We start from the raw sequence: 25,165 nt of genomic DNA on the forward strand, positions 1-25,165 counted from the left end.
AAAAGGTCGGGTGATGATTAACAATGAAGATTGTAATAGCAATAGATTCTTTTAAAGGCGCTACATCTTCTATCCAGGCAGGAACTGCCATAGAAAAAGGTATTAAGAAATATCATGCCGATAACACAGTGGTGATTCCGGTAGGAGATGGAGGGGAGAATAGTTTACAGGCGTTAGCTCATGCACTTTCAGATTATGAATGGATTTGGTATTCATGTAAAAATGCTTTTTTTGAAGATAGTAAAGTAACAGTATTGAGTTTTTATGACAATGGTAAAAAAACTTGTGCAATTGAAACAGCGGCCATTTTCGGATTGCATGATAAAAAGGTATCACGTGATACAGTGAAGCAAACATCTACATTTGGATTAGGCACTTTATTAAAGCAGCTGCAAATGGATGATTATAAAAAAATTATAATTTTTATAGGTGGCACAATTACAACCGATGGTGGTTTAGGAATGCTTCAGGGATTAGGTGTCCGGTTGCATGATAAGGATCATCGCGAACTTGGTTTAAACGAAAATCCCTTGCTAAAGATTAAAACGCTTGATCAAAACAGTCTGGATACTGTTTTAAAACAATTTGCGGATGTAGAAATAGCAGTAGGATGCGATGTGGATGCTCCTTTATATGGCGAAAAAGGTGCGGCTGTTATGTTCGCAAGACAAAAGGGAGCACAAGATGATCAGATTGTTTTCTTAGATAATCAATTACAATTGGTTGCGAAATTACTAAAACGTGATCTGAAACAGCCTTATTATGGTGCTGGTGGAGGTATTGCAGCAGCTTTATCACTATTTGCGACAAGCGTAAGTTCTGGATTCACGCTTTTGAATACTTATTTACATATTGAAGACAGCATGAAAGATATGGACTTAGTAATTACCGGAGAAGGTCGAATGGATGAGCAAAGCTTACAAGGAAAACTGCCGGTCTGTATAGCGTCCATCGCAAAGCAGATGCAGGTACCGGTAATTGCAGTCTGTGGACAGAAAAAAGGAGAAGTCTCATCTTTTGATACATATTTTAACGGTGTTTTCTCTATTCAACCCGGCGTAGTTACGCTTCCTGACGCAATAACGAATACCGAAAAAAATTTAGAAGAATTCAGTTATCAATTGATGCGTAGCCTGCATGCAATACATCCCTTGCGGTTATTAAAATAAAGCTTAAAAAGCTTCTAGTAAAAGATTGTGTTTTACGAGAAGCTTTTTTTAGGTTGAGGAGCTTTGATGGCTTACGTAAGAAGGGTAGGATGAAAAAAATGTTACCATAAAAACACCTTCTTTTTCCTACTTACAAATACGTCTGGGAAAGATAACTTCGTTAGCTTTTCACTGTATTATCAAGGCATCTTCTGATTGTCTTCCTGGAATTAAAAGCTTATAATGATACTATGTAACAGGAGGAGCTTGTATGAAAGAAACATTACAGTTAAGGGATTTTTTGAAGTATCGATTTGTATCCAATGTAACCTATGCACAAGATGGTGAACATGCGGCTTATGTCATAGCAACTTGTGATGAAAAACATAATACGTATCAACAACGTTTGTATGTATGGGATGGAAAAACACACAAACAGCTTACCAATGGTGGTAAGGAAAGCATGTATCTTTGGGAAGATAAAGATACCCTGTTGTTTTCCTCTTTGCGTGATAAACAAGATCAAGAAGCTGTGGAAAATGGAGAAGAACGTACGGTCTTTTATCGTATTTCTTTACATGGAGGAGAAGCAATTAAAGCATTTACAATACCGCTAGTTGTAACCGGCATCCAGAAAGTAAGTGATGGCTGTTATGCCTGTACGGTAGATTACGATCTGAATTACTCATATTGCTATTCATTGGGTGAGGAAGAAAAAGTCAAGGCATTAAAAGAAAAGAAAGACATGGAGGATTATGAGATCTTAGATGAGCTTCCTTTTTATGGGAATGGTTTAGGTTATACTAATAAAAAACGAAATAGCTTATTTCTATATGAAGAAAATAGTGACACATTGACACGCATCAGCACGGATATCATGGATGTAATGGATGTGAAATGGGATAAGGAAAAGCAGCTGCTATATTATACTGGTGAAGTCAACATCCAGCACAAACAGACAGGTCGTCAAGGTATTTATGTTTATGATAGGAAGGCCGGCACATCAAAGTGTATCCTTGAACAAGGGGAATATATGATTTCCGGCATTGAACCATGGGGAGAAGAGCTATTGGTGATTGCCAGTGATGGCAGACGTTATGGCATCAATGAAAACGCACAATTCTATTTCTTAAAGAAGCGTAAGCTGGAATTGTTTGCGGCAAATGAAGATTCCTTATGGGGAAGTGTTGGCAGTGACTGTCGCCTCGGTGGTGGCAAGAATTCTTGTTTATATCAAGATAAGTATTACTTTATTACGACCAGAAGGCATGAAGCACATATCTATGCACTGGATAAGCAGGGTGATATCCAAGCGGTTTTAGAACTTAGCGGCAGTGTGGATGCTTTTGATATCAGTGATAAAGGTCTTATCTTTATCGGTATGCAAGAGGACTTACTGCAAGAGTTATACCAAATGGATATAACGAATAAAACCTACCAACGCATTTCTGATTACAATATGTGGGTGCATGAAACAAAGACTATTTGTCCATTAGAAGAATGTAACTTCACATCGGATGATATCACCTTGTATGGATGGGTAATGAAACCTGTAGGCTATGAAGAGGGAAAACAGTATCCGGCAATCTTGGATATTCATGGTGGACCAAGAACGGTTTATGGTACCGTGTTCTATCATGAGATGCAGGTGTGGGCAAATCAAGGCTACTTTGTATTCTTTATAAATCCACGTGGCAGTGATGGCAGAGGCAATGGCTTTGCGGATATCAATGGGAAATATGGAACGATTGATTATGAAGATCTCATGAAGTTTACGGATGTTGTCTTAGAACGTTATCCGGCAATCGATCAACAACGTGTTGGGGTAACCGGTGGCAGCTATGGTGGTTTCATGACCAATTGGATCATTGGCCATACCAATCGCTTTAAGGCAGCAGCAAGTCAGCGTTCGATTGCGAATTGGATCAGCTTTGCGCATACCTCTGATATCGGGGAATTTTTCACCAAAGATCAGCAGCAAGCAGATACTTGGGAAAGCGTAGAAGAGTTGTGGTGGCATTCTCCTTTGAAGTATGCCAATCAGGTGACAACACCAACACTGTTTATTCATAGCAATGAGGATTATCGCTGCCCATACAGTGAAGGTTTGCAAATGTATAGTGCGCTTGTGGAGCATGGCGTAGAAGCCAGACTTTGTATGTTTAAAGGAGAGAATCATGAGCTAAGCCGCAGTGGAAAACCAAGACATCGTGTGAAACGTTTAGAAGAAATTACCAATTGGATGCAACAGCATCTTAAATAAAAAAGTTGCATAAAAATCCTATACGAATGGATAGGATGAAGCTGCCTTTCATTGCTTGTAAACAAAGCATGAATGCCTTAGTAAAGAAACTTTAAAAGTTGACTAGGATATGTATGAACATAAGATGGTTAATGTGGTGAATAGAGCAAATGGGCACTATGTTTTATGGATCATCGATATGAGATATAAAAGCAAGATAATGTAATGTGAAGAAAAAGATGATAGGGTACGAAAAAAAGGTTCTTGCTTCATCATGGTTTGCGGATGATGAAGAAGGACCTTAAAAGGATGTCTATCATTTTTTTTGAATCTCACAGTGAGGCAATTCTTATGCTGATGTCAATGGTTATTCATGAAAACCGCAATGGGCAATGCCGGTATAGCGTGCAATCTCTTCACTGGTTGTACAAAGATCAGCTAGGGTTACATCGTGAATATTATCATGACCACTGACACGGGCAAAGGATTTTAATTCTTCTTTCAATGTATCCAGATAACAAGCTAAGCGCTTTGCGCCTTTTTCTATATCAAAACGTTTGCGCAATGCGGGATCTTGCGTGGCAATACCCATCGGACACTTACCGTTATGACAGATACGATATTGTTGGCAGCCAATCGCCATCATCGCTGCACTGGCAATTGCTATGGCATCGGCTCCCATCGCTAAAGCCTTCATCATTTCTCCGGATGTACGAAAGCCTCCGGTCATGATCAATTCCTGTGGCATGTCATGCGCATCCATATAGGCTCTTGCTCTTGCCAGGGCATAGACAGTTGGTACGGTAGCATTGTCTTTTAAATACTTAGGAGATGCACCGGTTGCTCCACCTCTTCCATCAATCGTAATAAAATCTGGCGCCGCATACTGAATCCAAGACAAATCATCTTCAATACGTCCAGCGGCAATCTTAATGCCAATCGGTCTGCCTTCACTACGGCTGCGTAACTCATCTACTAATGCTTTGAGAGCTTGTTTTGAGGTAATTTCTTCAAAACGAGAAGGAGAGATAATATCGTGTCCTAATGGTTTTTGGCGAATTGTAGCGATTTCTTCTGTTACCTTTTCTTTAGGCAAATGGCCACCCATACCCGGCTTGCTGCCTTGCCCGATCTTAATTTCAATCGCATCCGCAGCCTTTAGGTTTTCATCCGTTACACTGTATTTATTAGGCACATATTCAAAGATATATTTATACGCATGGTCAAGTTCTTGCGGAAGAATGCCGCCTTCTCCTGAACATTGTGCGGTTTGCACAGCAGCACTTCCCATAGCTAAGGCTGTTTTGGCTTCTTTTGATAAAGCCCCAAAGCTCATATGAGAAACTAAGACAGCATGTTCTAAAACCATAGGTTTCTTTGCATTTTTACCTAGGATGGTCGTTGTGCTGACTTCAGCTTTATCAGGCAGAGGAGGATGAGCCAATTGTCCACCTAGCAGCAAGATATCATCAAAACCTACCACGTATTTTCTTGTCCGCATGGCCTCAATGCGACTGCCTTTTCCTTGTGCCATTTCATGAATCAGTTCCATGTTGCTTTCTAAATCATCACGTGTTCTGGCATGTTCTTGAATAGCGAGCGAGCCACCTTCATCACCAGTCACTTTATCTTCATCATTTGCTGCATCATCCTCTACTTTCTTAAAACAGCCGTAGGGTGCTGTACATAAGGGGCATGCCCAATCAGCGGGAAGCTTGCTCCAAGGAGTTCCTTCTTTTGCTTCATCATAGACATAGCCGCAAATCTCACAAATATATTTACTCATAGTATATTTCCTTTCTGTAAACGCTTACTTTATATGCTTATTGTACTCTTTAACTTATGAAAGCGCAAATGATATCCTCTATATCTATTTTCTCTTGCAGAAAATAAAATCGTTTCCATAGTCCATGTTGTTTTTAACTATGCAAGATAGCGATATCAATGAAAAGGATGTGTTGAAACTTTGGGTGATAGATGCATCCTGCATACAAAAAGCAGAAGCGTAAACTTAATGGCAGAAGATGCGTAATTCTTTTTCCATAAGCGAAATAGTTATTGCCGTTATGCATATTTTCCTCTATAATGAGGGCAAATGAAAGAAGGGATCACATGCAGTTTTCAAAACGAATGGAGCGCTTAGAAACATCAGTGTTTTCCACATTAGATGAAGAAAAACAGCGTTATCTGAAACAAGGGAAAGAAGTATATGACTTTACGATCGGCAGCCCTAATATAGCGCCATCAAAGGAAATCATTCAGGCTTTGATCGATGCCGCCAAACAACCGCAAAGCTACATGTATGCACTGCATGATATTGATGAGTTACGTCAAACAGTCAAGAAATGGTATCAGACACGCTATGAAGTAGAATTGGATGCAGATACGGAAATCCTGTCGCTGCAAGGATCACAGGAAGGCTTGGCTCATATTGCCTTAGCTATTTGTGATGAAGGGGATATTGTGTTGATTCCAAGTCCTAGCTATCCTGTCTTTGCCAATGGACCGAAAATTGCCGGAGCAGAAATTTATGAAATGCCCATGCGCGAGGAACATGAGTATCTGATTCAATTTGATGAAATACCTAAGGATATTGCCCGCAAGGCGAAAATGATGATTATTTCTTATCCGAATAATCCAACAGGAGCTACGGCGCCGGATGCTTTTTATGAAGAGCTGATTCGTTTTGCGAAGGCGAATGATATTATCGTTCTTCATGATACAGCCTATAGTAATCTGGTCTTTGATGGGGAAGAAGGAAGAAGCTTTTTATATTATGAAGGGGCAAAGGATATTGGTATAGAATTTAACTCTTTCTCAAAGACGTATGGCATGGCCGGTGCTCGTATCGGTATTTGTGTCGGTAACAAAGAAATTGTCGGCATGCTTAGAAAATTGAAAAGTAATATCGACTATGGGATGTTTCTGCCAATCCAAAAGGCAGCTATCACGGCATTGACACAAGATCAAAGTGTTGTCGAAGAAACAAGGGAACAATATCAAAAACGAAGAGATATGCTTGTAGAAGGCTTTCATAAAGCTGGCTGGGAAGTTGCTTCCCCTAAAGGAACCATGTTTATGTGGGCGGCAATACCAAAGACCTATGCGAATAGTGAACAATTTGCGATTGCCTTGCTCCAAAAGACGGGTGTTTTGGTAACACCGGGCAGTGCTTTTGGAACATATGGAGAAGGTTTTGTGCGTATTGCGCTTGTGCAAAGCGAAGAGGTCATCGAAAAAGCTTTGCAGGCAGTGCAGAAATCGGGCTTCTTTACATCATGAAAACCTTATTGGCAATTGGTGGAGGCAGTTTTCAAAAAGCGGAAACTCGCCATTTAGATTTATACGCAATCGCACGAGTGAACAAGACGCATCCTAAAGTGCTCTTTCTTCCGGCTGCTTCTCATGATGATCAGGGTTATGCCAAACGATTTAAACAATATTATCGCAGTTTGGGTTGTGAAGTAGAAGCTTTGCGTTTATGGCATACAAAACTGGATAAAGAAACACTTGCCCAAAAAGTCCTTGCTGCGGATATTGTCTATCTTGGTGGCGGCGATACACAGATGTTGATGGAAGCCTTACAGCTGCATGAGTTAGTTAGTGTATTACAGCAGGCATATGAAGCAGGTATCGTCATTTGTGGATACAGTGCAGGAGCAAATGTATTATTTTCCTATGGCTATAGTGCCTGTGCGGATGGTTTGCGGTTTATAAAAGGCTGTGAATTGGTAAAAGGCTTATTTTGTCCGCATTATCAAGAAGAAGAACGCAAAAGTTTTCAACAAGCCAGTGAACAATATCCTACGTATGCTACCTATGGTTGTGAAGATCAGCATGCTTATTGTGTGGAAGATGATAACGTGCGTTATATGTGATAAGATATTGCGCTCTGTTTTTCTATATCCTATGATGATCGAAAACAACACCAGGTAACATCGGTGAAGACAGGCTAAGGGAATAAGCAAAGAAACATTGAGAGAAGCATTGGAATTGATTTTTCATTATTACGAAAATAAGAAAAGGCTCCTACCATGAATGGACACCTGTATCATGCAGATGGTACTATTCAAGTAGCGGAGTCTTTTTTTGTAATAAAGGATAAGGATGAATAAGTAATGTATGAATACTATAAAGGAGAAGAATGAATAAGTAATGTATGAATACTATAAAGGATAAGGATGAATAAGTAATGTATGAATACTATAAAGGATAAGAATAAATATGCAATGCAGGAATGCTATAAAGGATAAGAAAAAATATGTAATGCATAAATACTATAAAGTATAAGAATGAATAAACAATGCATAACTACTGTAAAGGGAAAGTTTTAACAAGGATCGTGACAACATGTCAAATTCATCAGGAAGATGCCATCACGTAGCTAAGAAACTCCATCTTTTCCTGTTCATAATGGGTTTCAATGCGATACTTGCTTGTTTCAACAAAACAAGTTGTTGAAGTTTCGCAATATGGTTTTAAGGGCTCTACTTTTGAAAACATGCCGCCTGCATTTTGATAGGATTGATAAAAAAGCTGGAATTGTTCAATAGTAAAGGTTAATTGAGCACCATCGGGAAGCCGGTTTACATGAGAATCCGGATAGAAGGTAAAACTGTTAGGTACCATGTCCTTTAAAGAAGTATCCTTTTCAGAGTCACAAGTAATTACAAGATAGCTATTGCCTTTCTTTAGATATAAACGTTTCTCCATGTCATTTTTCTTTAACGATGCATATGAAGTGGTTGGTGATATCTTTTTCCCCTGTTCATCCTCAATGTAGAAGTCAACGTCTAAATATTTTTGTACAGTATCATGATCATCAAATGTCGCATCGGCAATCGTAAAACTGATTTTTGCAGCAATCGGATTTTTTATATGCTGTTTATGGTCAATATAGCGATAGCCTAGAAAACAAAGTAGAAGAAGAGGAAGCAGGATCATACCTTTTCCAAGAGAATTCCAATCCTTCATATATTGTTGCGATTTTTTAGCGCTATGCTGTAGCGATTTGCGGACATACGCTTCTCTTCTTGCCACTACCGGATCTATCTTAGGAAAAGGCTGTGCATCTTGAGCCAAGTCATAAAAGGTAGCAGTGGATTGTGTTTTTGTCGCTATTTGGGTCAAAAAGTCATCGCAAAGCTCTTCTGTGAGCGTGTTTCCCCCAGTAATTGTGGTTTCCAATTGCATACAGATTTTCTTCATAGTAACTACCTGTTCTCCAGCTTCTATAAGGGAAGCTTTGCGTTGCTCTAACAATGGGGCAAACGCTGTTTCATCTTGTAAGATCTGATGAATTTCCTCTAGTGAAAAATCTAATTTACGAAGTAAGATTATTTTCTTTAACACAATAAGATCTGCTTCCTCATATTCGCGGTAATTGGATGCATTACGTTTAGGCTGCAGCAAACCTTGCTGTTCATAAAAACGAATGTTTTTCTTACTAATGCCACAACGCTCTTCTACTTCACGAATCAACATAAGTTCCACCTCTTTCTAGTGTTATTATAAACGTTCCATAAACTGGAATGTCAATCAAAATCACTAGAATTTATAAATATGCTGGAAATTAATGGAAGGTAAGCTTACAAAAGGAGGAAACCTTGTCATGTGAATATAATTTTTATATAATAGAGAAGTTCTTGAAATAAGGATTCAAGTAAAAGATGTTTTACAACTTTTCAATGAACAAAAGAAAGAGAGAGGAACTTATGTTTGAAAAAGTATTTAAATTAAAAGAGAAACATACCAATGTGAAAACTGAGGTTATCGCAGGTTTGACAACGTTTCTGGCTATGGCCTATATCCTAGGCGTGAATCCATTAGTATTAAAGGATGCCGGCATGGATGTATCCAGCGTCTTCTTGGCAACTGCCATTTCTGCCGGTTTTGCGTCAATCTTAATGGGGTTATTGGCTAACTATCCGGTATCCTTAGCAGCCGGTATGGGTGTCAATGCATTGTTTGCTTATACGATTTGCGGACAGATGGGCATGAGCTGGCAGGCAGCTTTGGCAGCCGTTTTTGTTTCCGGTGTTATCTTTGTGGTAATTTCTGTTACCGGTATCCGTAAAGCCATCATTAATGCCATTCCAAAACAGTTAAAACTGGCTATCGGTGCGGGAATCGGTTTCTTTATTGCTTTTGTTGGTTTAAAAAATGCCGGTATTATTGCCGGTAGTGAAGCTACCTTTGTGACTTTAGGAAACTTCTCCACACCTTCCGTCTTATTAGCGATCTTTGGTATCTTGCTTACAATTGCCTTTGTAGTAAAGAAAGTGCCGGCAGCTGTTTTTGTTGGTATGGTCATCACGGCAATTGTTGGTATCATCTGTGGTGCTTGTGGTATCGAAGGTATGCCGGCTTTACCATCTAGCATATTAGAAACCAATCTGAAACTGGATGGCTTTGGTGCTTTTGCTTCCGGCTTTGGTGAATTATTTGCCGATCCATTCCAGGCATTCATCGCACTGTTTTCCTTCCTGTTTGTCGATTTCTTTGATACTGCCGGTACGTTAGTAGCTGTTGGTAATCGCGTAGGACTAATCAATGAGGATGGGGAATTAGAACATGCAGAACAGGCTTTATTGGCAGATGCTGTAGGTACAGTAGCAGGTGCTGTTTTAGGAACTTCTACCGTTACTTCTTTTGTGGAATCAATATCTGGTGTAGAAGTTGGCGGAAGAACCGGATTAACTTCTTGTACAACCGGGGTTTTATTCTTCATCTCTATTCTGTTTGCGCCTATTATCTTATCCGCTGTTACCAATGCGGTCACTGCACCGGCTTTAGTTGTAGTCGGTATTATGATGGCACAGCAGTTAAAAGGGATTGATTGGGATGATATGGTATTTGCCACTGCTGGCTTTGTGACGGTCATTGCTATGATCTTAACTTATTCCATCTCCAATGGAATCGCCTTTGGCTTTATCGCTTATGCTGTTGCAATGCTAGCAAATGGAAAAGCAAAAGAAGTGCATCCAACCGTTTGGGGATTGATTTGTATCTTCGTTTTATACTTTGCTTTACCTTATTTCATGTAGTGATGTAGTTATCTTAGTAATGAAGTCGTTTTATATATAGTATAAAAAGTTTTTCTTCCTTATAAATAGGTGTTGATAATGATGATTATGAAATAGGATGTATAAGGTACATGCTGATAAGAGGCAGAGCCCCCTTCATCAACAACCTATCTTTGATCATTAAGGAAGAAAAGTGAAAACTTAGAAAATTTTAGGAAAAATATTTTAAAATTAGGCGATTAATGCTATTATAGTAAACGTAAAAAACCGGTACTACAGGTAACAGTATCGGTTTCTTAATTCAAGGAGGATGTTATGGCTGATAAGATTATCGTACTGGACTTTGGAAGTCAGTATAACCAGCTCATTGCACGTCGTATCCGTGAGTTTGGGGTTTACTCTGAACTGCACCCACATACGATGACGCTGGATGAAATCAAGGCTTTAGGTGATGTCAAAGGTATCATCTTCAGTGGTGGACCTAACAGTGTTTATGACAAAGATGCATTTACGTGTGATCCTGCCATTTTTGAAGCAGGTATTCCGGTATTGGGAATCTGTTATGGCATGCAGATGACACATCATATGAATGGTGGAAGTGTGAAGGCATGTGAAGCCAAGGAATATGGAAGAACGGAAATTACGGTAGAGAATGATTCTTTATTGTTTAAGAATCTTCCAAAGAAACAGATTGTATGGATGAGTCATGGTGATCAGGTAGATCAGATGGCAGATGGCTTTGTGCGTGATGCGTATAGTGAAACGTGTACGTATGCAGCTACAAGCAATCAGGAAAAGCAGATTTATACGCTGCAGTTTCATCCGGAAGTGCGCCATACAGAATATGGCAATGACATTTTGCGCAACTTTGTATTTGAGGTATGTCATGCGGAAAGTAATTGGTCCATGCATAACTTTATTGATATGCAAGTGGAACAGATTCGTAAGACGGTTGGCAAAGATAAGGTATTGCTGGGACTAAGCGGCGGCGTGGATTCTTCTGTTGTGGCAGCTTTGTTACATAAAGCAATTGGTGATCAGTTGATTTGTATGTTTATTGATCATGGATTGTTAAGAAAAGGTGAAGCGGAGAGCGTGATGGAAACGTTTGGTCGTGAGATGAATGTGCATTTGGTGAAGATTGATGCGAAGGAGCGTTTCTTATCAAAACTGGCTGGTGTAAGTGATCCGGAGAAGAAGCGTAAGATCATTGGTAATGAGTTTGTGTATACCTTTGATGAAGAGGTCAAGAAAATCAGTGCCGGTGAGGATATCAAATGGCTGGCGCAGGGCACGTTGTATACGGATGTAATTGAATCTGGTACAAAGACGGCGCAGACGATCAAGAGCCATCATAATGTTGGTGGATTGCCTGAGGATATGCAATTTCAGCTGATTGAACCGTTGAATACGTTGTTTAAGGATGAGGTTCGCGCGTTGGGTAGTGAGCTTGGCTTGCCGGATGAGATGGTGTGGCGACAGCCATTCCCAGGACCTGGTTTAGGTATTCGTATCTTGGGTGAGATTACGGAGGAGAAGCTGCAAATTGTGCGTGATTCAGATTATATCTTGCGTGAGGAAATTCGTAAAGCGGGTCTGCAAAGAGAAATCTGGCAGTACTTTACGGCTTTGACAAATATGCGTTCAGTTGGTGTCATGGGGGATCAGAGAACGTACGATTATGCGGTGGCGATTCGTGCGGTGACTTCCATTGATGGCATGACGGGGGATTGGGCGAAGATACCGTTTGAGGTGTTGGATGTGATATCGACACGTATCGTAAATGAGGTGCAGCATGTGAATCGAGTGCTGTATGATGTGACAAGCAAACCGCCTGCAACGATAGAATTCGAATAGTGTACAGAACTAAAAAAATGCCTTTTTCAGGGCATTTTTTTGCGTTTATGGGCAGTTTTGATACCATTTTGATACCATAAATAAAAATTGAACGATTCTTTTGACTATTTTTCAGACGGTTTACTATTTAATAATAGATCAGATTTTTCAGGATAATTTAGTTTCCAATTGGTATATTCCTCGATGGAAATTTCTCCATTCGCTAACTTTAATTTGTACTTATACCAATCATCAAGCATTTCTTTTATGTTATGGTCGTTATTGGTAGGGTTTTTATCAAGACGAAGATTTGGCATACCTTCTGTCATATCTATAGTTAATCCAAATTGTTCTTCCAGCTCAAAAAGAGTAAATATAAAGCCATGATAACTTTCGATGTCAGGTATCTTCAAAGCCTCAGGAGATACTTCTAATATAGAAGCAATACCATTTATGACATCTTCTTTTGGAGTGCGCTTACCTGATTCATATTGGGCGATTCTAATATCAGCATTCCTTTCGGAATAGCCTAATCTTACTCCTAGTTCTTTTTGCGTGATACCACGAAGTGTTCTTATACGTTTAATTCTAGTACCTATTGGCATGAGCTTGCTCCTTTCAAATCCTTTTTCTAATACATTATAGCAAAGCAAATATAATGTGTAAATTAAAAACTAAACAAAAAAGTTTAATATAATATTGACTTAAACAAAAATGTTTAGTATACTGTGGTTGCTGATGTTAAACAAATATGCTTAGTGATTACTTCCTATATACATAAAAATAGGAGGTGTGAAAGATGGAAAAAGACAACTTATTCATGAGTGCTGAAGATATTGCTCGAGTTACGGGCATGTCTGAACAGTACGCTTATAAGCTGATTAAACAGCTAAATAGTGAATTAGAGGCAAAAGGCTATTTCACAATTCGTGGAAGAATTAGTAAGCAGTATTTTGAAGAACGTTTTTATGGAATAACAGAATAGGAAGGAGTTTATGATTATGCCAGTATACAAAGATGAGAAAAAAGGCACTTGGTATGTATCTATCAGATATTTAAATTGGAAAGGTGAACATACTAGAAAACTGAAAAGAGGATTTAAATCAAAAAAAGAAGCACAAGAGTATGAGCGTACATTCCTATTAAAGGAATCTAGAAACTTAGATATGTCATTCAAAGATTTTGTAGACATTTATTTAAAAGATTGTTCTCATCGTGTCAAACTTAATACGTTGAATACGAAGGAATATATCATTAAAATGAAAATTCTGCCTTATTTAGGAGAAAAGAAAATAAATGAAATCCTGCCATCAGATATTAAAGATTGGCAAAATGAAATGTTGATGTATCGTAATGATAAAGGAGAAGCATTCTCGCCTTGCTATTTAAAAACACTTCATAATCAGCTAAGTGCCATTTTCAACTATGCTGTTAAGCTCTATAATCTACCAAATAATCCGGCAAGGGTTGCTGGTAACATGGGCAAAGAGAAAAGCAAGGAAGTTGAGTTTTGGACAAAAGAAGAATATTTGAAGTTTTCAGAAGCGATGAAAGATAAGGACGTTTCTTATCATGCATTTGAAATCCTGTATTGGTGTGGTTTACGGTTAGGTGAATTATTGGCATTAACACCAAATGATTTTGATTTTAATAAAAAAACAATGACGATTTCAAAATCTTATCAAAGAATCAAAGGTGAGGATCTAATTACATCACCTAAAACAGATAAGAGTAATCGTATCGTATTAATGCCTGATTTTCTTGTAGAAGAAATGAAAGATTATATAGCACGATTTTATGGGTGTAAGGACGACTCAAGATTATTTCCGATTTCTAAATCATATTTACATCATGAAATGGATCGAGGTTGTAAGGAAACAGGAGTTAAAAGAATTCGTATCCATGGATTAAGACACCCGTATGCCAAGCACACGACAAAAAATAATTCTTACAAGAGGAAATCCCAAGCCAGCAGCATTTGGAAAGCTTGAGATTCCTAATTTTATAGATTCATTGCTGAAATGAATTGCCTTACCTGTGCATACACCTCTGCATTTAAATCGGGGTATTTTTCAAGAACTTTGTTAACCCAATCGGGGCCATGACCACCAACCTCCTTCACAAACCCTTCTAGTTCGCCAACTGGGACAATGTATATTCCATTTGCCCGTAGAATTTGCTCCAATTTCCTAAATGAGACAGTCGCATCACCTGCTGGAATAGCTGAAATTCCAGAGGATTTCAAAGCATCCCATTTTGAAATTGTACTAATGACTGATCGAATCTCTTTTATTTCACGATTAGATAATTCTCGATTTTCAGAGGCGTCCAATATTCTATTGATTGTTGTTTTAGCATCATTTCTGTTAATCTTTTCCTTTGGACTATGTAGGTTTGAAACGATAATATTATAATCACTTTGGAGACTCGTCCAATCAATACCATATGCTTCTACAATATTCTTAAATATTGTTTCATCATTTAAAATATCAATGTCTGGAATCAATCGAATATCAATATTTAATGCACGCATCGAAGTTGAAATTTTTGCCATGCGATGTTTACCACCACAGTGTATAAAAAGAACTTCAGAATACTTTCCTTCAGTCCGCTTAATAAAGTTCTCTACAATAGAATACATCTTACAATCCGAATCACTTTCACATAACACAACAACTTTATGGAATAAACTCGACATAATGTTTGAGTACTTAAGTAACGGATCGTTCCAAACCTCATCAAATTTTTCGTTACTTAGAATAGAAAAAGCGTTTGTGTCTTCTTTTCGAGTAATTCTAACAATTTTTATGCGTTGAGGACAAGCTTCCAGCAATCCCTTTATAATTTCTTCGCTGTGTGTAGAAATAAATGCCTGTTGATCATTTGTCAATGTCTGCCCGATAATTTGTCCCATAATTCGAGCTTGCGGTGGATGGAGAAACGATTCAGGCTCATCAATCAAATAGGTTCGATAATAATCCAGCATTAAATAAAGTAATATACCGGTAAAGCTCTTTATCCCATCACCTTGATTTTGAACTTGTTTATAAGTATCGAGAATCGTCGCATATGCTTCTAATCTCTGTTGTTCATCTTCATATTGTTCATTCAATTTTACTGGTGCGCCAATGCATAAAGGGATTGTGGCACCGTATTGAGTATTTGGAGTCACTTCTATTCCAAAAGCTTTTTTGAAATTATCAGATAACCATTTTCGATATTTTCCGTCAAATGCAGCATAGTGGATGGGGTGTTGTTTGGAAGCATTTCTGTTAATATTATTGGGCGGATTGCAAATTCCCAGACGTGCTGCTGTATCTAAATTTGCCACAAATAAGTCACGAAAATCTCCATAATATGAATCTTTCAAAAATGAGTTATCGGAGGATTCTTTCCAATAACTGATACCATGCCCAAGAACAGAATAATTCGTGTATGATCCTTGATCAGATCCATTTGAAATACTCTGTAGTAGAGGTAGAAGTGATTCTTCACTTTTAGTAATCTCAATATCAGAGACAACAATAGTTGATAATTTTCTTGATGATAAAGTATAAATATCTTTTAGTGATTGACTTTTTCCTGCGTTATTAGGACCAACAAACACGACAATATCGTTTTTTTTAACATCAAGTGATTCACCGGTGTTAAATTCAAGCCTTGAAATATATCCACCTGTTTTTTCTGTTATCATAGTTTTTCTCACCTTCTAAATAGCATTAAATTTTTAATAGCATAGCCTATAGAAATAACTTTTTTGTATTATATCCATGTATACTATATTATATATTCATTTTACCACAATCCCTTTTTCGTAATCTACCACAACAGTACTAATTTCACTCATAATTATTGAAAAAAGGAAGTTCTTTATCTCGAACCTTACATAGTCTGGAAAATCGGTTGTATGTCTGTTCATATTCTTCAATTTCAATCTCTATCGCTCTTGATCCTCAGCGCCCTGTCGAAGCTTCTGATGGTTGAGTTTAAACTCGTCGAGACTAATCTCTCCCAAGACATAATGCTCATAGTAGATGCCCGAATTTTCTACGGTTGCGCGTCTAAATTCAACTTGTGTATCCAATTTTGCTTTAGGTTGCATCATTTCTTCGTTATGCTGTAAGCTAGAGATAAACTACCCTTATATGTATTTATAGCTGCTGAAAGAGAGAATTTTTTATATTGGATAAGACAAACCGATAAATTCCTTATTTGTTCTGTGCTTGAACTCAATCCTAATTGAATTCCATTTATATGTTCTATATGGCCCATTACTCATATAGGACCAAATTGATGGTTTTTGGTTAGATAAGCCTGATAGGTATAACGCAGCGTTTCCATATGGTGTAATTGTCCAATGATAAGTGCGAGCTAAAGCTTTTGCTACAGCATCTGGATTTACTTCTGCAAACTCATTAAGAATGCTGCAAAATTCCGGCTTTACAAAAATTCCTCTAAGAACGCGTTGCAATATTCCTGCCTGTACAAGACGGTTCAAATTTTGTCTCACAGTCGCTGAATCAGCAATATCTGCGAAATCGGAAGTGGCAAAAATAGTTCCGTCTTCTGCAGACAGAATTCGTTCACGTATTTGTTTCATATATCCACGATCCAAAAAACCACCTCCTGCAAGATGTCACGAATATTATATATAATTCGTGACATCTTTTCAATGTCTCTATGTCTATTTAAGTCCATATTTTAGTATAATAATACGCAAATATGGAAATTCAGTAAGGCGGAGTGCAGTGCTACTTAACAATAGTTTGGAATTCAATCGCCCATTTGACGGTAATATTTTTGTTTGGACATATGGTGATTTTATCAATACAGTCCATAATCTCGTCGAGAGCAATTTCTTTGTAACTCGCCTTCAATAATTTGCGGAACACCTGGTATTGTTTTTCATAAGCCATCTTACTTGTGATGATATTATCCCTGATTGCTTTCTTTTCGTTTGCTACATCTTGGACTGCTCGAAATTCATCTTTGCTGATTTTTCCGTCAACAAACATCTCGTAATGGTGAACAGCATTTCTGAAAATTTCTTGATATTGACTCTCGGAGTGGTCAATCTCGTTATTAAGACGCATTATTTCTTGCTTGTACTGTGAATCTGAAATGAAATGCTCCTTTACACACAATTTTAATTGGTAGTAGATAGCACGCAAAACATCTTCCTCCCGTACATACATACCGGTACATTTGTCTGCACCTAAACGGTTTTTGGTAATACAGGTGAAAAAATACCAATCTGCATGATTGGTGCCGCGTTTACGCTGCATTTTTCCTCCGCAGCAGCCACAAATGACTTTGCCCTTTAAAATGTTCTCCGTTGATTGACCGTGCTTGGCGATATTAAATGCTTTTTCCTGGAATGATTTTTGAATAGCATCAAAAGTATTCGTATCTACCAGAGCTTCGTGTGTTGCCGATACAACTCGTTTTTCTTTCCCTTGTACAAGCATACCTGTATAAGTTCGATTGGTCAGGATATATTTGACTGACCTACTATTCCAGTTCCCGTTACCATTATCATAATTTCCGGATAAACCGTTTAATCTGGCATATTGAATTGGTGTTGGGATTTCTTTTTCATTTAAGTAGCGAACTATGGCGGTCATGCCAATGCCGTTCGCTGCTAATTCAAAAATTTTTCGGATAATAATAGCCGCCTTTGGGTCAGGTATAAGTTGATCATGGTTGTCTTCAGCTTTTTGATAACCGAAAGGGGCTCTTGGTCCAATAAATATACCGTGTTGTGCTTTCATATCTAAAGTAGCCTCCATTTTCTTTTTAATTTCAATAGATACTTGTTCATTAAAAGCATTTGTTATGGGCACTCGAATCCTAGAACTGCAAGTATGTTCTTGATTGATAATGCCGTCAATGGTGTCAAACTGGTCGTTTACGGATACAAAACGGATCCCATTGGACGGAAAAAAGACTTCAATATAATAACCAGTTGAGATATAGTTTCGTCCTAAACGAGAAAGGTCTTTTACAACGACACAATTGATATCGCCTGAAAGGATGTCTTGAATCATTTCTTGAAACGCCGGACGATCAGAAAATTTACCGCTAAAACCATTATCAATATAGTAATGTGATATAGGAATTTGTTGCTGTTCGCCCCAGCATTCAATGATAAATTTCTGGTTTTCTATCGAACTGGCTTTTTCTTTATTCGCAACTGAAAGTCGAATATATCCTACAGCAACAGGGAAAGGAGATTTTAGTTCTTCTTTATATTTATGTTTCCTGCTTTTTCTTGCCATGAAAATACTCCTTTCAATAGAAAAGGCTACGGTAGAAACCGTAGCCACTGGCAATATCGTACTATATCTCATTTTCCGCTTCCACGAGGAAATGTTCATTTGTCGCTTCCACGAGCTTAGTCACCCGTATGTCAAGCCCACGACAAAAAATAAATTATCTTCAAAAGCAGAAACCTCAAGCTATCGTTTCCGATAACTTGTAGTTTCTGTTTTGATTGTAAGTTACTTGATGTGTTAGCCCATTTTAATTCGTCATCGTGAGCGAAGAAAGTCGAGATAGTAAGTGCGCATCTTTTGTGGAATTTTTAACTTCAAGCCGCTCCAGCACAGACTGTTCCGTTTCAGGGCTCCAGTAGATCTTCAACTTGTTCTTAGCGCGTGTAATAGCTGTATAGAAGATGTTGTGTGTGATTCTTTCCTCAGTTTCATTTGTAATTACGATTTTTACAAAGTCGTATTCCAATCCCTGCGCCTTGTGGATAGAAACTGCATATGCGACCTGAAATGGAACAACAGTAGAATCGTTATCTTCATCGTCCTCATCGGTGCTCCGATATTTGTTCACGCTGAATGAGATAATAGATTTTCCTGCCTCAGATTCTCCAATGAGTTCAAAATCATATCCCCAGGCGTCAATTGCATTAATTGATTCATCTAGCTCAATATTGAACCAAATTTGCTGCTCCTCCGGGCGAATACCGACAATTCTTCCTTTTGAGTTATTGTGGATCAGCGGAGAAAAGATATTCGATTCATTAAACAGAATGGGATCGTCTACTTTGTAGGCATTTATTCCCCAGACAACACTCTCATTCGGATTGCTGTTTTGCAGGAACCGGTTGATATTATTGATTCCATATAGCCCATCGTAATTCAGACAAAGGATAATCTCATCTTCTTCGTTATGCTCAAAGATGGATTCATCTAATCTTGCGACATAGCCATTCTTTACTAACGGCTCTAGAATTGCATCGTCAAGCTTGCGCACACGATCCCAAACCGTTAGCAAATCATTATTAGTCGTGCGATACGGATGGTTCAGTTCAAATATTGATGTTTCCGGTACAAATTTCTGAGCAATACTAAACCAGTTCCCAAAGTAAATCGACTCTATCTGATAGATATCGCCAACAAGAACGAGCAGCTTGAAGTTCGCTTTCTCCAGCACACGCCGCATATCATCGTTGCTGACTGTGCTACACTCGTCGATAAAGAGGATATCGCAATCTGTATTATTGTTCCGCTTCGAGAGGAACTTTGCAATTGTATTATAGTCACTATTCCCGGCGGTAACCTTTCTGCGCATATTATCTACGGCCGGATGTGTATTAGCTAGGAATATCTTATCCTTATCCGCCCAGAAATTAGATATGTGCTTAATCAACGTAGATTTACCAGTACCAGCAGAACCATAAATCAGCGCAATGTGAGAATTGGCAAACATCTGCCGAAGGGCTTCTTTCTTACCATCATCATCAATTGTATATGACTCTCTTGATATCCACGAATCAACAGAGGCCGTATATTGAGAAACGCCCGATGAAGCCAACTCCTGCAATTTTTTGATTATTTCGGTACTATCTTCGACGTAGCTTTTGATGTAAAGATGATCCTTATATTCTTCAATTCTACGTCCGGTATGTTTATAGTACAGGGAAGAATTGTATTTCCTTATCAAACCATTAATATTTTCAAAACCTTCAATTTCGGCTTTAGATGTAAATAAATGACCTTCTATTTCAGTGTTGTTTTTAATGTATCTAGCAAACAGCTCATGCTCGTGACCGAAAACGGGAATAGATTCAAACAAGTCATATATTTTCGGATTGTGTTGTCGGAGGGAAGTACAATAAGGCATACGATCAAACGGAATACAGCCATAATTTAGGTAAAGGTTAGATAATCCACCACATTGTTCGCCCCAATACTGCCATTTGATGACACGGTTATTCATTTTATGAAGCAAATATCTCAATACATTTGCTCCTGGTTTATTACCAACTATTATAGTTCGGCACTGATCAAGCATCTCATAAATCTTGACCGATTGAGCACGGGCTGTAATCTGCCTTTTTATAAAATCATAGTAATCTTGGTCGCTACTCACGAGCTCGGTTAAGGACATTCTAACGACTGAAAGATACCTCATCAGCTCTCTATATTCATTAGAGTTGGTACTATGCTTTACTCTCGGGCCGAAGATTTCAGAAAGATTATCCCACTCACAGGGGCGAATAGATACTTCATATCCATCAATCACAAGAATGGACATATCTTTATCTAGGATACGAATCCTATCATTGTGTATTAAGAATTTGACAGCATAGTTATCAACAATCTCATGCTGCGTAAATGCAATAACCCGGTCAAATTTACTTGCATTAGCATTTGCTGCAGTAAATGTGACTTCATAATAGATCTTTTGATTGACGAAAAAGGGCTTTACTTTCTGCACATAATACCGGTCGTTATAAGTAACCGGATAGCTAAGCGCACTCGGAGATTCGATTCTTTCCGCAATCTTTTCATAGTAATCCAAGAGCTCAGTGTCCGTATTCAGAGGGAAGTCGCTGATATTCTCCAGCACGTCCAAATTAAAAGTTCGTTTCAGATATAGCTTGATTTTTAGTAGATGCTCATAGTATTTGAGCATGAGACGCTCCGATCCATCCTTGTCAACGGTATAGTGCGACACGGATTTCTGGAGCATTTCGTGGAACCTATAAAGGAATCGCAGATCGCCCCGGCGCTGTATATCTTTCAAAGCAACCACATTCAAATCATAGTCATTAGGATTGACGTCTTGACCGTTGGAGTATGCTTTGATCGCTATATACTCCACGAAGTTGCGAATATGACCAAGAATATTCTGGCTTAGAAGTCCCCTGTCGGCAAAACTTAGCTGAGAGATATTATCACATATTACGCCATTTGTATCGAGTATAGCTTTATCAATTCTGAGCATCTGACTTCGCTCCTTTTTTCTTTACTATTTTGTCCATTTTACCATAATCCTCCCATCGACGTCTACCACGATCTGTTCAATACAATCAACAATCTCATTCAATGGAACCTCCTTCCTGCTGGCTTTCAGCAGTTTGCAGAACACCCGATACTGTTCTTCATAGGCGACTTTGTTTGCAATCGCTCTGTTCAGTTCCACTTCGGCTTGCTCCTTTGCAGGCCGTGCAGCCGCAATAGCTTCTTTAGAACCTTCGCCCATGACATACTTTTCATATAGCTTCATGCTGAAATCTGTGGCTTCCCCATATTTGATCGAAGCTGCTTCAATGGTGGAATCTAAGTGCTGTATTTCTTGCTTATATTGATCTTTGGTAATAAAATGGTAATTAATGTACAGTTTTAGCTGATAGTATACAGCGCTGAACACATCTTCCTCCCGTACATACATACCGGTGCATTTGCCAGCACCTAAACGGTTTTTGGTAATACAGGTGAAGAAGTACCAATCTGCATGATTGGTTCCGCGCTTACGCTGCATTTTCCCGCCGCAGCAGCCGCAGATAACTTTCCCTTTTAAAACATTTTCTGTTGATTGACTATTTGTGGTGAGGTTAAACGCTTTCGCTTGAAATGACCTTTGAATGGCGTCAAAGGTATCCGTGTCTACCAGGGGCTCATGTGTTGCGGCAACAGCTCTCTTTTCTTTCCCCTGTACGAGCATGCCGGTATAGGTTCGATTGGTCAGGATATACTTGACTGATCTACTATTCCAGTCTCCGCGGCCATCATCATAGTTTCCAGCTAAACCATTCGACCTCGCATATTGGATCGGTGTGGGAATATCTTTCTCGTTCAGATACCGAACTATGGCGGTCACACCAGTGCCATTCGCTGCTAACTCAAAGATTTTTCGGACAATAATAGCTGCTTTGGGATCAGGAATAAGTTGATCGCGGTTCGATTCTGATTTTTGGTAGCCGAATGGGGCTCTTGGCCCAATAAATGTACCGTGTTGTGCTTTCATATCTAAATTCGCCTCCACTTTCTTTTTAATTCCAATAGATACTTGTTCATTAAATGCGTTTGTTATTGGTACTCGAATCCTGGAACTGTAAGGACGTTCTTGGTTGGTAATACCATCAATCGTATCAAACTGATCGTTTACAGATACAAATCGGACTCCGTTAGCTGGGAAAATGACTTCGATATAGTAACCGGTGGTAATGTAGTCCCTTCCCAAGCGAGAGAGGTCCTTCACAATGACACAGTTGATTTTGCCCGCAAGGATGTCTTTACTCATTTTTTGAAACGCAGGGCGGTCAAACCGTTTGCCGCTGAAACCATTATCAATATAGTAATTCGATATAGGAATTTGGTGCTGATCGCCCCAGCATTCGATAATGAATTTCTGATTTTGGATAGAACTGGATTCTTCTTGATTTGCAACTGAAAGTCGAACATAGCCTACTGCTTTGGCGATAGAAGTTTTAACCATTTCTGCGTGTTGATGTTTTCTGCTTTTTCGTGCCATGAAAATACCCCTTTCGACGAAAAAGGCTACGGCGCAAACCGTAGCCTCTGACAATATCATACCATATGTCATTTTCCGCTTCCACGAGAGAATATCCATTTGTCGCTTCCACGAGCTTAGGCATAGTCATGCATCATTGTTGATTGAAATGGGGATACCTATTTTAGAAGTGGTAAGTCGTTTAGGACACGAAAAAGTAGAAACAACATTAAATACCTATGGACATCTTTATCCTAATAAGCAACAACAGTTAGCTGATAAACTTGATAAAATATATGCGGAGGATTCGAGATGAGCTGTTTAAATAAAGATAGAAAAAGAAGTGAAATAGTAAATTTTCGAGTTACTCCAATAGAAAGACAACAAATTAGAAGCTAGAATAAAAGTTTTAGGATTGCCAAAAGGTGAGTATTTTATAAGAACCTTTATGCAGCAGTCTATAAAAATTGTGGCTGGTCAATACCAAAGTAATCGATTGAGCTTAGAATTAGCCAGATTGTCTAATCAATTAGCAAGTATTGAGAGTAATGAAGGGATTGAATTACTTTTACAAGAGTACAGAGCTTTACTAAATGAATTGTTAATTATTTGTCGTAATGAAGATGTTAACTCAGATCAGATTGAAACTATCTCGGAAAGCAGTGAATATGAATGAATATATGAATGGTGAAGAACTTCATACAATGATAAATGAGAAGCAAGATATGGTTATAGATGATTTATTACCAATCGGTGTAGTATTGTTTGGGGCTCCTGAAAAAACAGGAAAAACATTTTTCGCTTTGCAAATATCAGACGCTATTGTTCATAATAAGCCATTGCTGAATTTTAATGTTAGTAAAGGTGAGGTGCTTTATATAGCTTTAGAAGATTTAAAAGGTAGTTTCCAATACCGACTCAAAAAGATTTGTTTTGAGCCAAGTAAACATATGCATTTCATATTTTCAAGTGATGGATTATCTATGAATTTGACTGAAGAAATTGCTAAAATCAACAAACATAATAATCTTAAATTAGTTGTTATTGATACATTAGCAAAAATAAGCCGAGTCGAGGTAAATAATTATTAAAGTGAATATGATGAGATGGCAAATTTTCATAAATTAGCAATTGAAAATAACTTATGCATATTGCTTATTACACACATTAAAAAGAAAATCGACTATAATCATCCTTTCGATAATTATTATGGTACAAGAGGTAGAACTGCAGGGGCTGATGATATGATGGTGCTTTTACAACCAAGTGATGATATAAATGAAAAGCAACTTTGTGTAAAAGGTAAAGATATACCATTTCAAAGAATTAATGTTAAACATACAGAGGATATGTGTTTAAAGATTAGCAATGAAAAAGTATGTGAAGTTGAGCTTGATGAAGATTTGATGAAGGTAATTTCATATGTTGTTTCTAAAAAATCATTTATTGGGTCACACAGCGAATTAAATGCGAACGTAAAACTTAATTCTACTGGAAATGTTTTATCAAGAAAAATTAAAAGCAATATTGAATTATTAAAGCGTAATTTTATTTATGTAGAATATCCACCAAGAACATCAAAAGAACGACTAATTAAATTAGTTTAAGTGGGAAATGATGAAATAAGTAATGACGATATGACGATAAATGACACATAGGGTATGTAGTTATTATTATCGTCATACCGTCATCAATTGTTATGTCCTTTATGATAGCAAGCACTGAATTTGGATAGCCAATCCAACATTTAGGGCAATCCCTAATACCCTGTTAAAAAATAAAGATAATGGAGGAGTAAGCATGAAAATAGAATTTGAAAAAGTAGGCGAATATTATTTGCCAAACTTAACGGTAAAGGAAAAGAAAATAAATTTATCAAAATATGGCAGAATGAAGTTGCAGTATATGAAGAAATATCAAAAAATACTTTATACAAATTTGCTTACAAGTGGTGGTTTGTATGAATATGTTGAAATGATTAATCATCAAGCAAATGCATTATATGATAAGCTGTTGGTTGATATGAAAAGGCAAAGAAATATTACAGAAGAATTAAAAAAAGAAAATCAAATGTTATGGATACAGGAGATGAATAATATCGATGCCTGTATTAATGAAATTATTTATGAAGAGTATATTTACAATTAAGAGCAAATGAGCTC

General features: G+C 38.0%; 21 protein-coding genes. 13 read left to right on the forward strand and 8 right to left on the reverse strand.

What is annotated here, in order from left to right; translation table 11 throughout:
* Nucleotides 1-23: 23 nt before the first annotated feature.
* The gene (locus tag KJS44_RS04095) at nucleotides 24-1,169 is read left to right on the forward strand and encodes a glycerate kinase family protein (RefSeq protein WP_008689437.1); all 1,146 of its coding nucleotides are present in this window, start codon (nucleotides 24-26) and stop codon (nucleotides 1,167-1,169) included.
* A gap of 250 nt (nucleotides 1,170-1,419) precedes the next feature.
* Nucleotides 1,420-3,411: an alpha/beta hydrolase family protein gene (locus KJS44_RS04100; RefSeq protein ID WP_008689434.1), complete on the forward strand. Its 1,992-nt coding sequence runs from the start codon at nucleotides 1,420-1,422 to the stop codon at nucleotides 3,409-3,411.
* 346 nt (nucleotides 3,412-3,757) lie between these two features.
* Here KJS44_RS04100 and KJS44_RS04105 read toward each other — a convergent pair whose 3' ends face one another.
* Complete coding sequence (locus tag KJS44_RS04105) at nucleotides 3,758-5,176, reverse strand: glutamate synthase-related protein (protein WP_008689433.1); 1,419 nt, start codon at nucleotides 5,174-5,176, stop codon at nucleotides 3,758-3,760.
* A 326-nt stretch (nucleotides 5,177-5,502) separates the two neighbouring features.
* On the opposite strand from KJS44_RS04105, the gene KJS44_RS04110 reads away from it, so the two are divergent.
* Both KJS44_RS04110 and KJS44_RS04115 read left to right on the forward strand, forming a co-directional pair.
* The gene (locus tag KJS44_RS04110; protein WP_008689429.1) at nucleotides 5,503-6,672 is read left to right on the forward strand and encodes an aminotransferase class I/II-fold pyridoxal phosphate-dependent enzyme; all 1,170 of its coding nucleotides are present in this window, start codon (nucleotides 5,503-5,505) and stop codon (nucleotides 6,670-6,672) included.
* Complete coding sequence (locus tag KJS44_RS04115; RefSeq protein WP_008689427.1) at nucleotides 6,669-7,268, forward strand: Type 1 glutamine amidotransferase-like domain-containing protein; 600 nt, start codon at nucleotides 6,669-6,671, stop codon at nucleotides 7,266-7,268. The genes KJS44_RS04110 and KJS44_RS04115 overlap by 4 nt, the downstream gene beginning before the upstream one ends.
* A 484-nt stretch (nucleotides 7,269-7,752) precedes the next feature.
* Here KJS44_RS04115 and KJS44_RS04120 read toward each other — a convergent pair whose 3' ends face one another.
* Nucleotides 7,753-8,874 (reverse strand): MerR family transcriptional regulator, encoded by a 1,122-nt coding sequence (locus KJS44_RS04120; RefSeq protein WP_008689426.1) that lies wholly within the window; start codon nucleotides 8,872-8,874, stop codon nucleotides 7,753-7,755.
* 230 nt (nucleotides 8,875-9,104) lie between these two features.
* On the opposite strand from KJS44_RS04120, the gene KJS44_RS04125 reads away from it, so the two are divergent.
* The gene (locus KJS44_RS04125) at nucleotides 9,105-10,436 is read left to right on the forward strand and encodes an NCS2 family permease (protein ID WP_008689425.1); all 1,332 of its coding nucleotides are present in this window, start codon (nucleotides 9,105-9,107) and stop codon (nucleotides 10,434-10,436) included.
* A 294-nt stretch (nucleotides 10,437-10,730) separates the two neighbouring features.
* The gene (guaA, locus tag KJS44_RS04130) at nucleotides 10,731-12,272 is read left to right on the forward strand and encodes a glutamine-hydrolyzing GMP synthase (RefSeq protein ID WP_008689424.1); all 1,542 of its coding nucleotides are present in this window, start codon (nucleotides 10,731-10,733) and stop codon (nucleotides 12,270-12,272) included.
* A gap of 104 nt (nucleotides 12,273-12,376) precedes the next feature.
* Here guaA and KJS44_RS04135 read toward each other — a convergent pair whose 3' ends face one another.
* A complete protein-coding gene (locus KJS44_RS04135; protein WP_008689423.1) occupies nucleotides 12,377-12,856 on the reverse strand; it encodes a helix-turn-helix domain-containing protein in 480 nt (159 codons plus the stop codon).
* A gap of 194 nt (nucleotides 12,857-13,050) precedes the next feature.
* Between KJS44_RS04135 and KJS44_RS04140 the strand changes: the two genes are divergently transcribed.
* Complete coding sequence (locus KJS44_RS04140) at nucleotides 13,051-13,236, forward strand: hypothetical protein (protein ID WP_008689422.1); 186 nt, start codon at nucleotides 13,051-13,053, stop codon at nucleotides 13,234-13,236.
* Between the two features lie 16 nt (nucleotides 13,237-13,252).
* Nucleotides 13,253-14,242 carry a site-specific integrase gene (locus tag KJS44_RS04145; protein ID WP_008689421.1) on the forward strand — a complete coding sequence of 330 codons (990 nt, stop codon included), beginning with the start codon at nucleotides 13,253-13,255 and terminating at the stop codon, nucleotides 14,240-14,242.
* A gap of 11 nt (nucleotides 14,243-14,253) precedes the next feature.
* Here the strand turns inward: KJS44_RS04145 and KJS44_RS04150 are convergent, their stop codons facing one another.
* The 5 genes from KJS44_RS04150 to KJS44_RS04170 form a co-directional block, all read right to left on the reverse strand.
* Complete coding sequence (locus tag KJS44_RS04150) at nucleotides 14,254-15,945, reverse strand: ATP-dependent nuclease (protein WP_008689419.1); 1,692 nt, start codon at nucleotides 15,943-15,945, stop codon at nucleotides 14,254-14,256.
* Nucleotides 15,946-16,428: 483 nt separating this feature from the next.
* A complete protein-coding gene (locus KJS44_RS04155; RefSeq protein WP_017144594.1) occupies nucleotides 16,429-16,866 on the reverse strand; it encodes a DUF6088 family protein in 438 nt (145 codons plus the stop codon).
* Nucleotides 16,867-17,002: 136 nt separating this feature from the next.
* Nucleotides 17,003-18,529, reverse strand: a complete 1,527-nt coding sequence (locus KJS44_RS04160; protein WP_008689415.1) for a recombinase family protein — start codon at nucleotides 18,527-18,529, stop codon at nucleotides 17,003-17,005.
* Between the two features lie 244 nt (nucleotides 18,530-18,773).
* Nucleotides 18,774-21,494 carry an ATP-dependent DNA helicase gene (locus tag KJS44_RS04165; RefSeq protein WP_213540128.1) on the reverse strand — a complete coding sequence of 907 codons (2,721 nt, stop codon included), beginning with the start codon at nucleotides 21,492-21,494 and terminating at the stop codon, nucleotides 18,774-18,776.
* A gap of 24 nt (nucleotides 21,495-21,518) precedes the next feature.
* The gene (locus KJS44_RS04170) at nucleotides 21,519-23,024 is read right to left on the reverse strand and encodes a recombinase family protein (protein WP_213540129.1); all 1,506 of its coding nucleotides are present in this window, start codon (nucleotides 23,022-23,024) and stop codon (nucleotides 21,519-21,521) included.
* A gap of 148 nt (nucleotides 23,025-23,172) precedes the next feature.
* On the opposite strand from KJS44_RS04170, the gene KJS44_RS14510 reads away from it, so the two are divergent.
* The 5 genes from KJS44_RS14510 to KJS44_RS04195 all read left to right on the forward strand — a co-directional run bounded on the left by KJS44_RS14510 (nucleotide 23,173) and on the right by KJS44_RS04195 (nucleotide 25,151).
* Nucleotides 23,173-23,319 (forward strand): hypothetical protein, encoded by a 147-nt coding sequence (locus KJS44_RS14510; RefSeq protein WP_226906267.1) that lies wholly within the window; start codon nucleotides 23,173-23,175, stop codon nucleotides 23,317-23,319.
* Nucleotides 23,320-23,418: 99 nt separating this feature from the next.
* Nucleotides 23,419-23,679: a hypothetical protein gene (locus KJS44_RS04180; protein ID WP_008689413.1), complete on the forward strand. Its 261-nt coding sequence runs from the start codon at nucleotides 23,419-23,421 to the stop codon at nucleotides 23,677-23,679.
* Entirely contained in the window at nucleotides 23,672-24,094 is a 423-nt protein-coding gene (locus KJS44_RS04185) for an AAA family ATPase (RefSeq protein ID WP_008689412.1), read from the forward strand. Before KJS44_RS04180 ends, KJS44_RS04185 begins: the two co-directional genes overlap by 8 nt.
* A 15-nt stretch (nucleotides 24,095-24,109) precedes the next feature.
* The gene (locus KJS44_RS04190; protein WP_008689410.1) at nucleotides 24,110-24,610 is read left to right on the forward strand and encodes a hypothetical protein; all 501 of its coding nucleotides are present in this window, start codon (nucleotides 24,110-24,112) and stop codon (nucleotides 24,608-24,610) included.
* A gap of 193 nt (nucleotides 24,611-24,803) precedes the next feature.
* Nucleotides 24,804-25,151 carry a TnpV protein gene (locus tag KJS44_RS04195; RefSeq protein ID WP_008689408.1) on the forward strand — a complete coding sequence of 116 codons (348 nt, stop codon included), beginning with the start codon at nucleotides 24,804-24,806 and terminating at the stop codon, nucleotides 25,149-25,151.
* The last annotated feature ends 14 nt before the right edge of the window (nucleotides 25,152-25,165 follow it).

Source organism: Longicatena caecimuris (assembly GCF_018406465.1).
Lineage (GTDB): Bacteria > Bacillota_I > Bacilli_A > Erysipelotrichales > Erysipelotrichaceae > Longicatena > Longicatena caecimuris.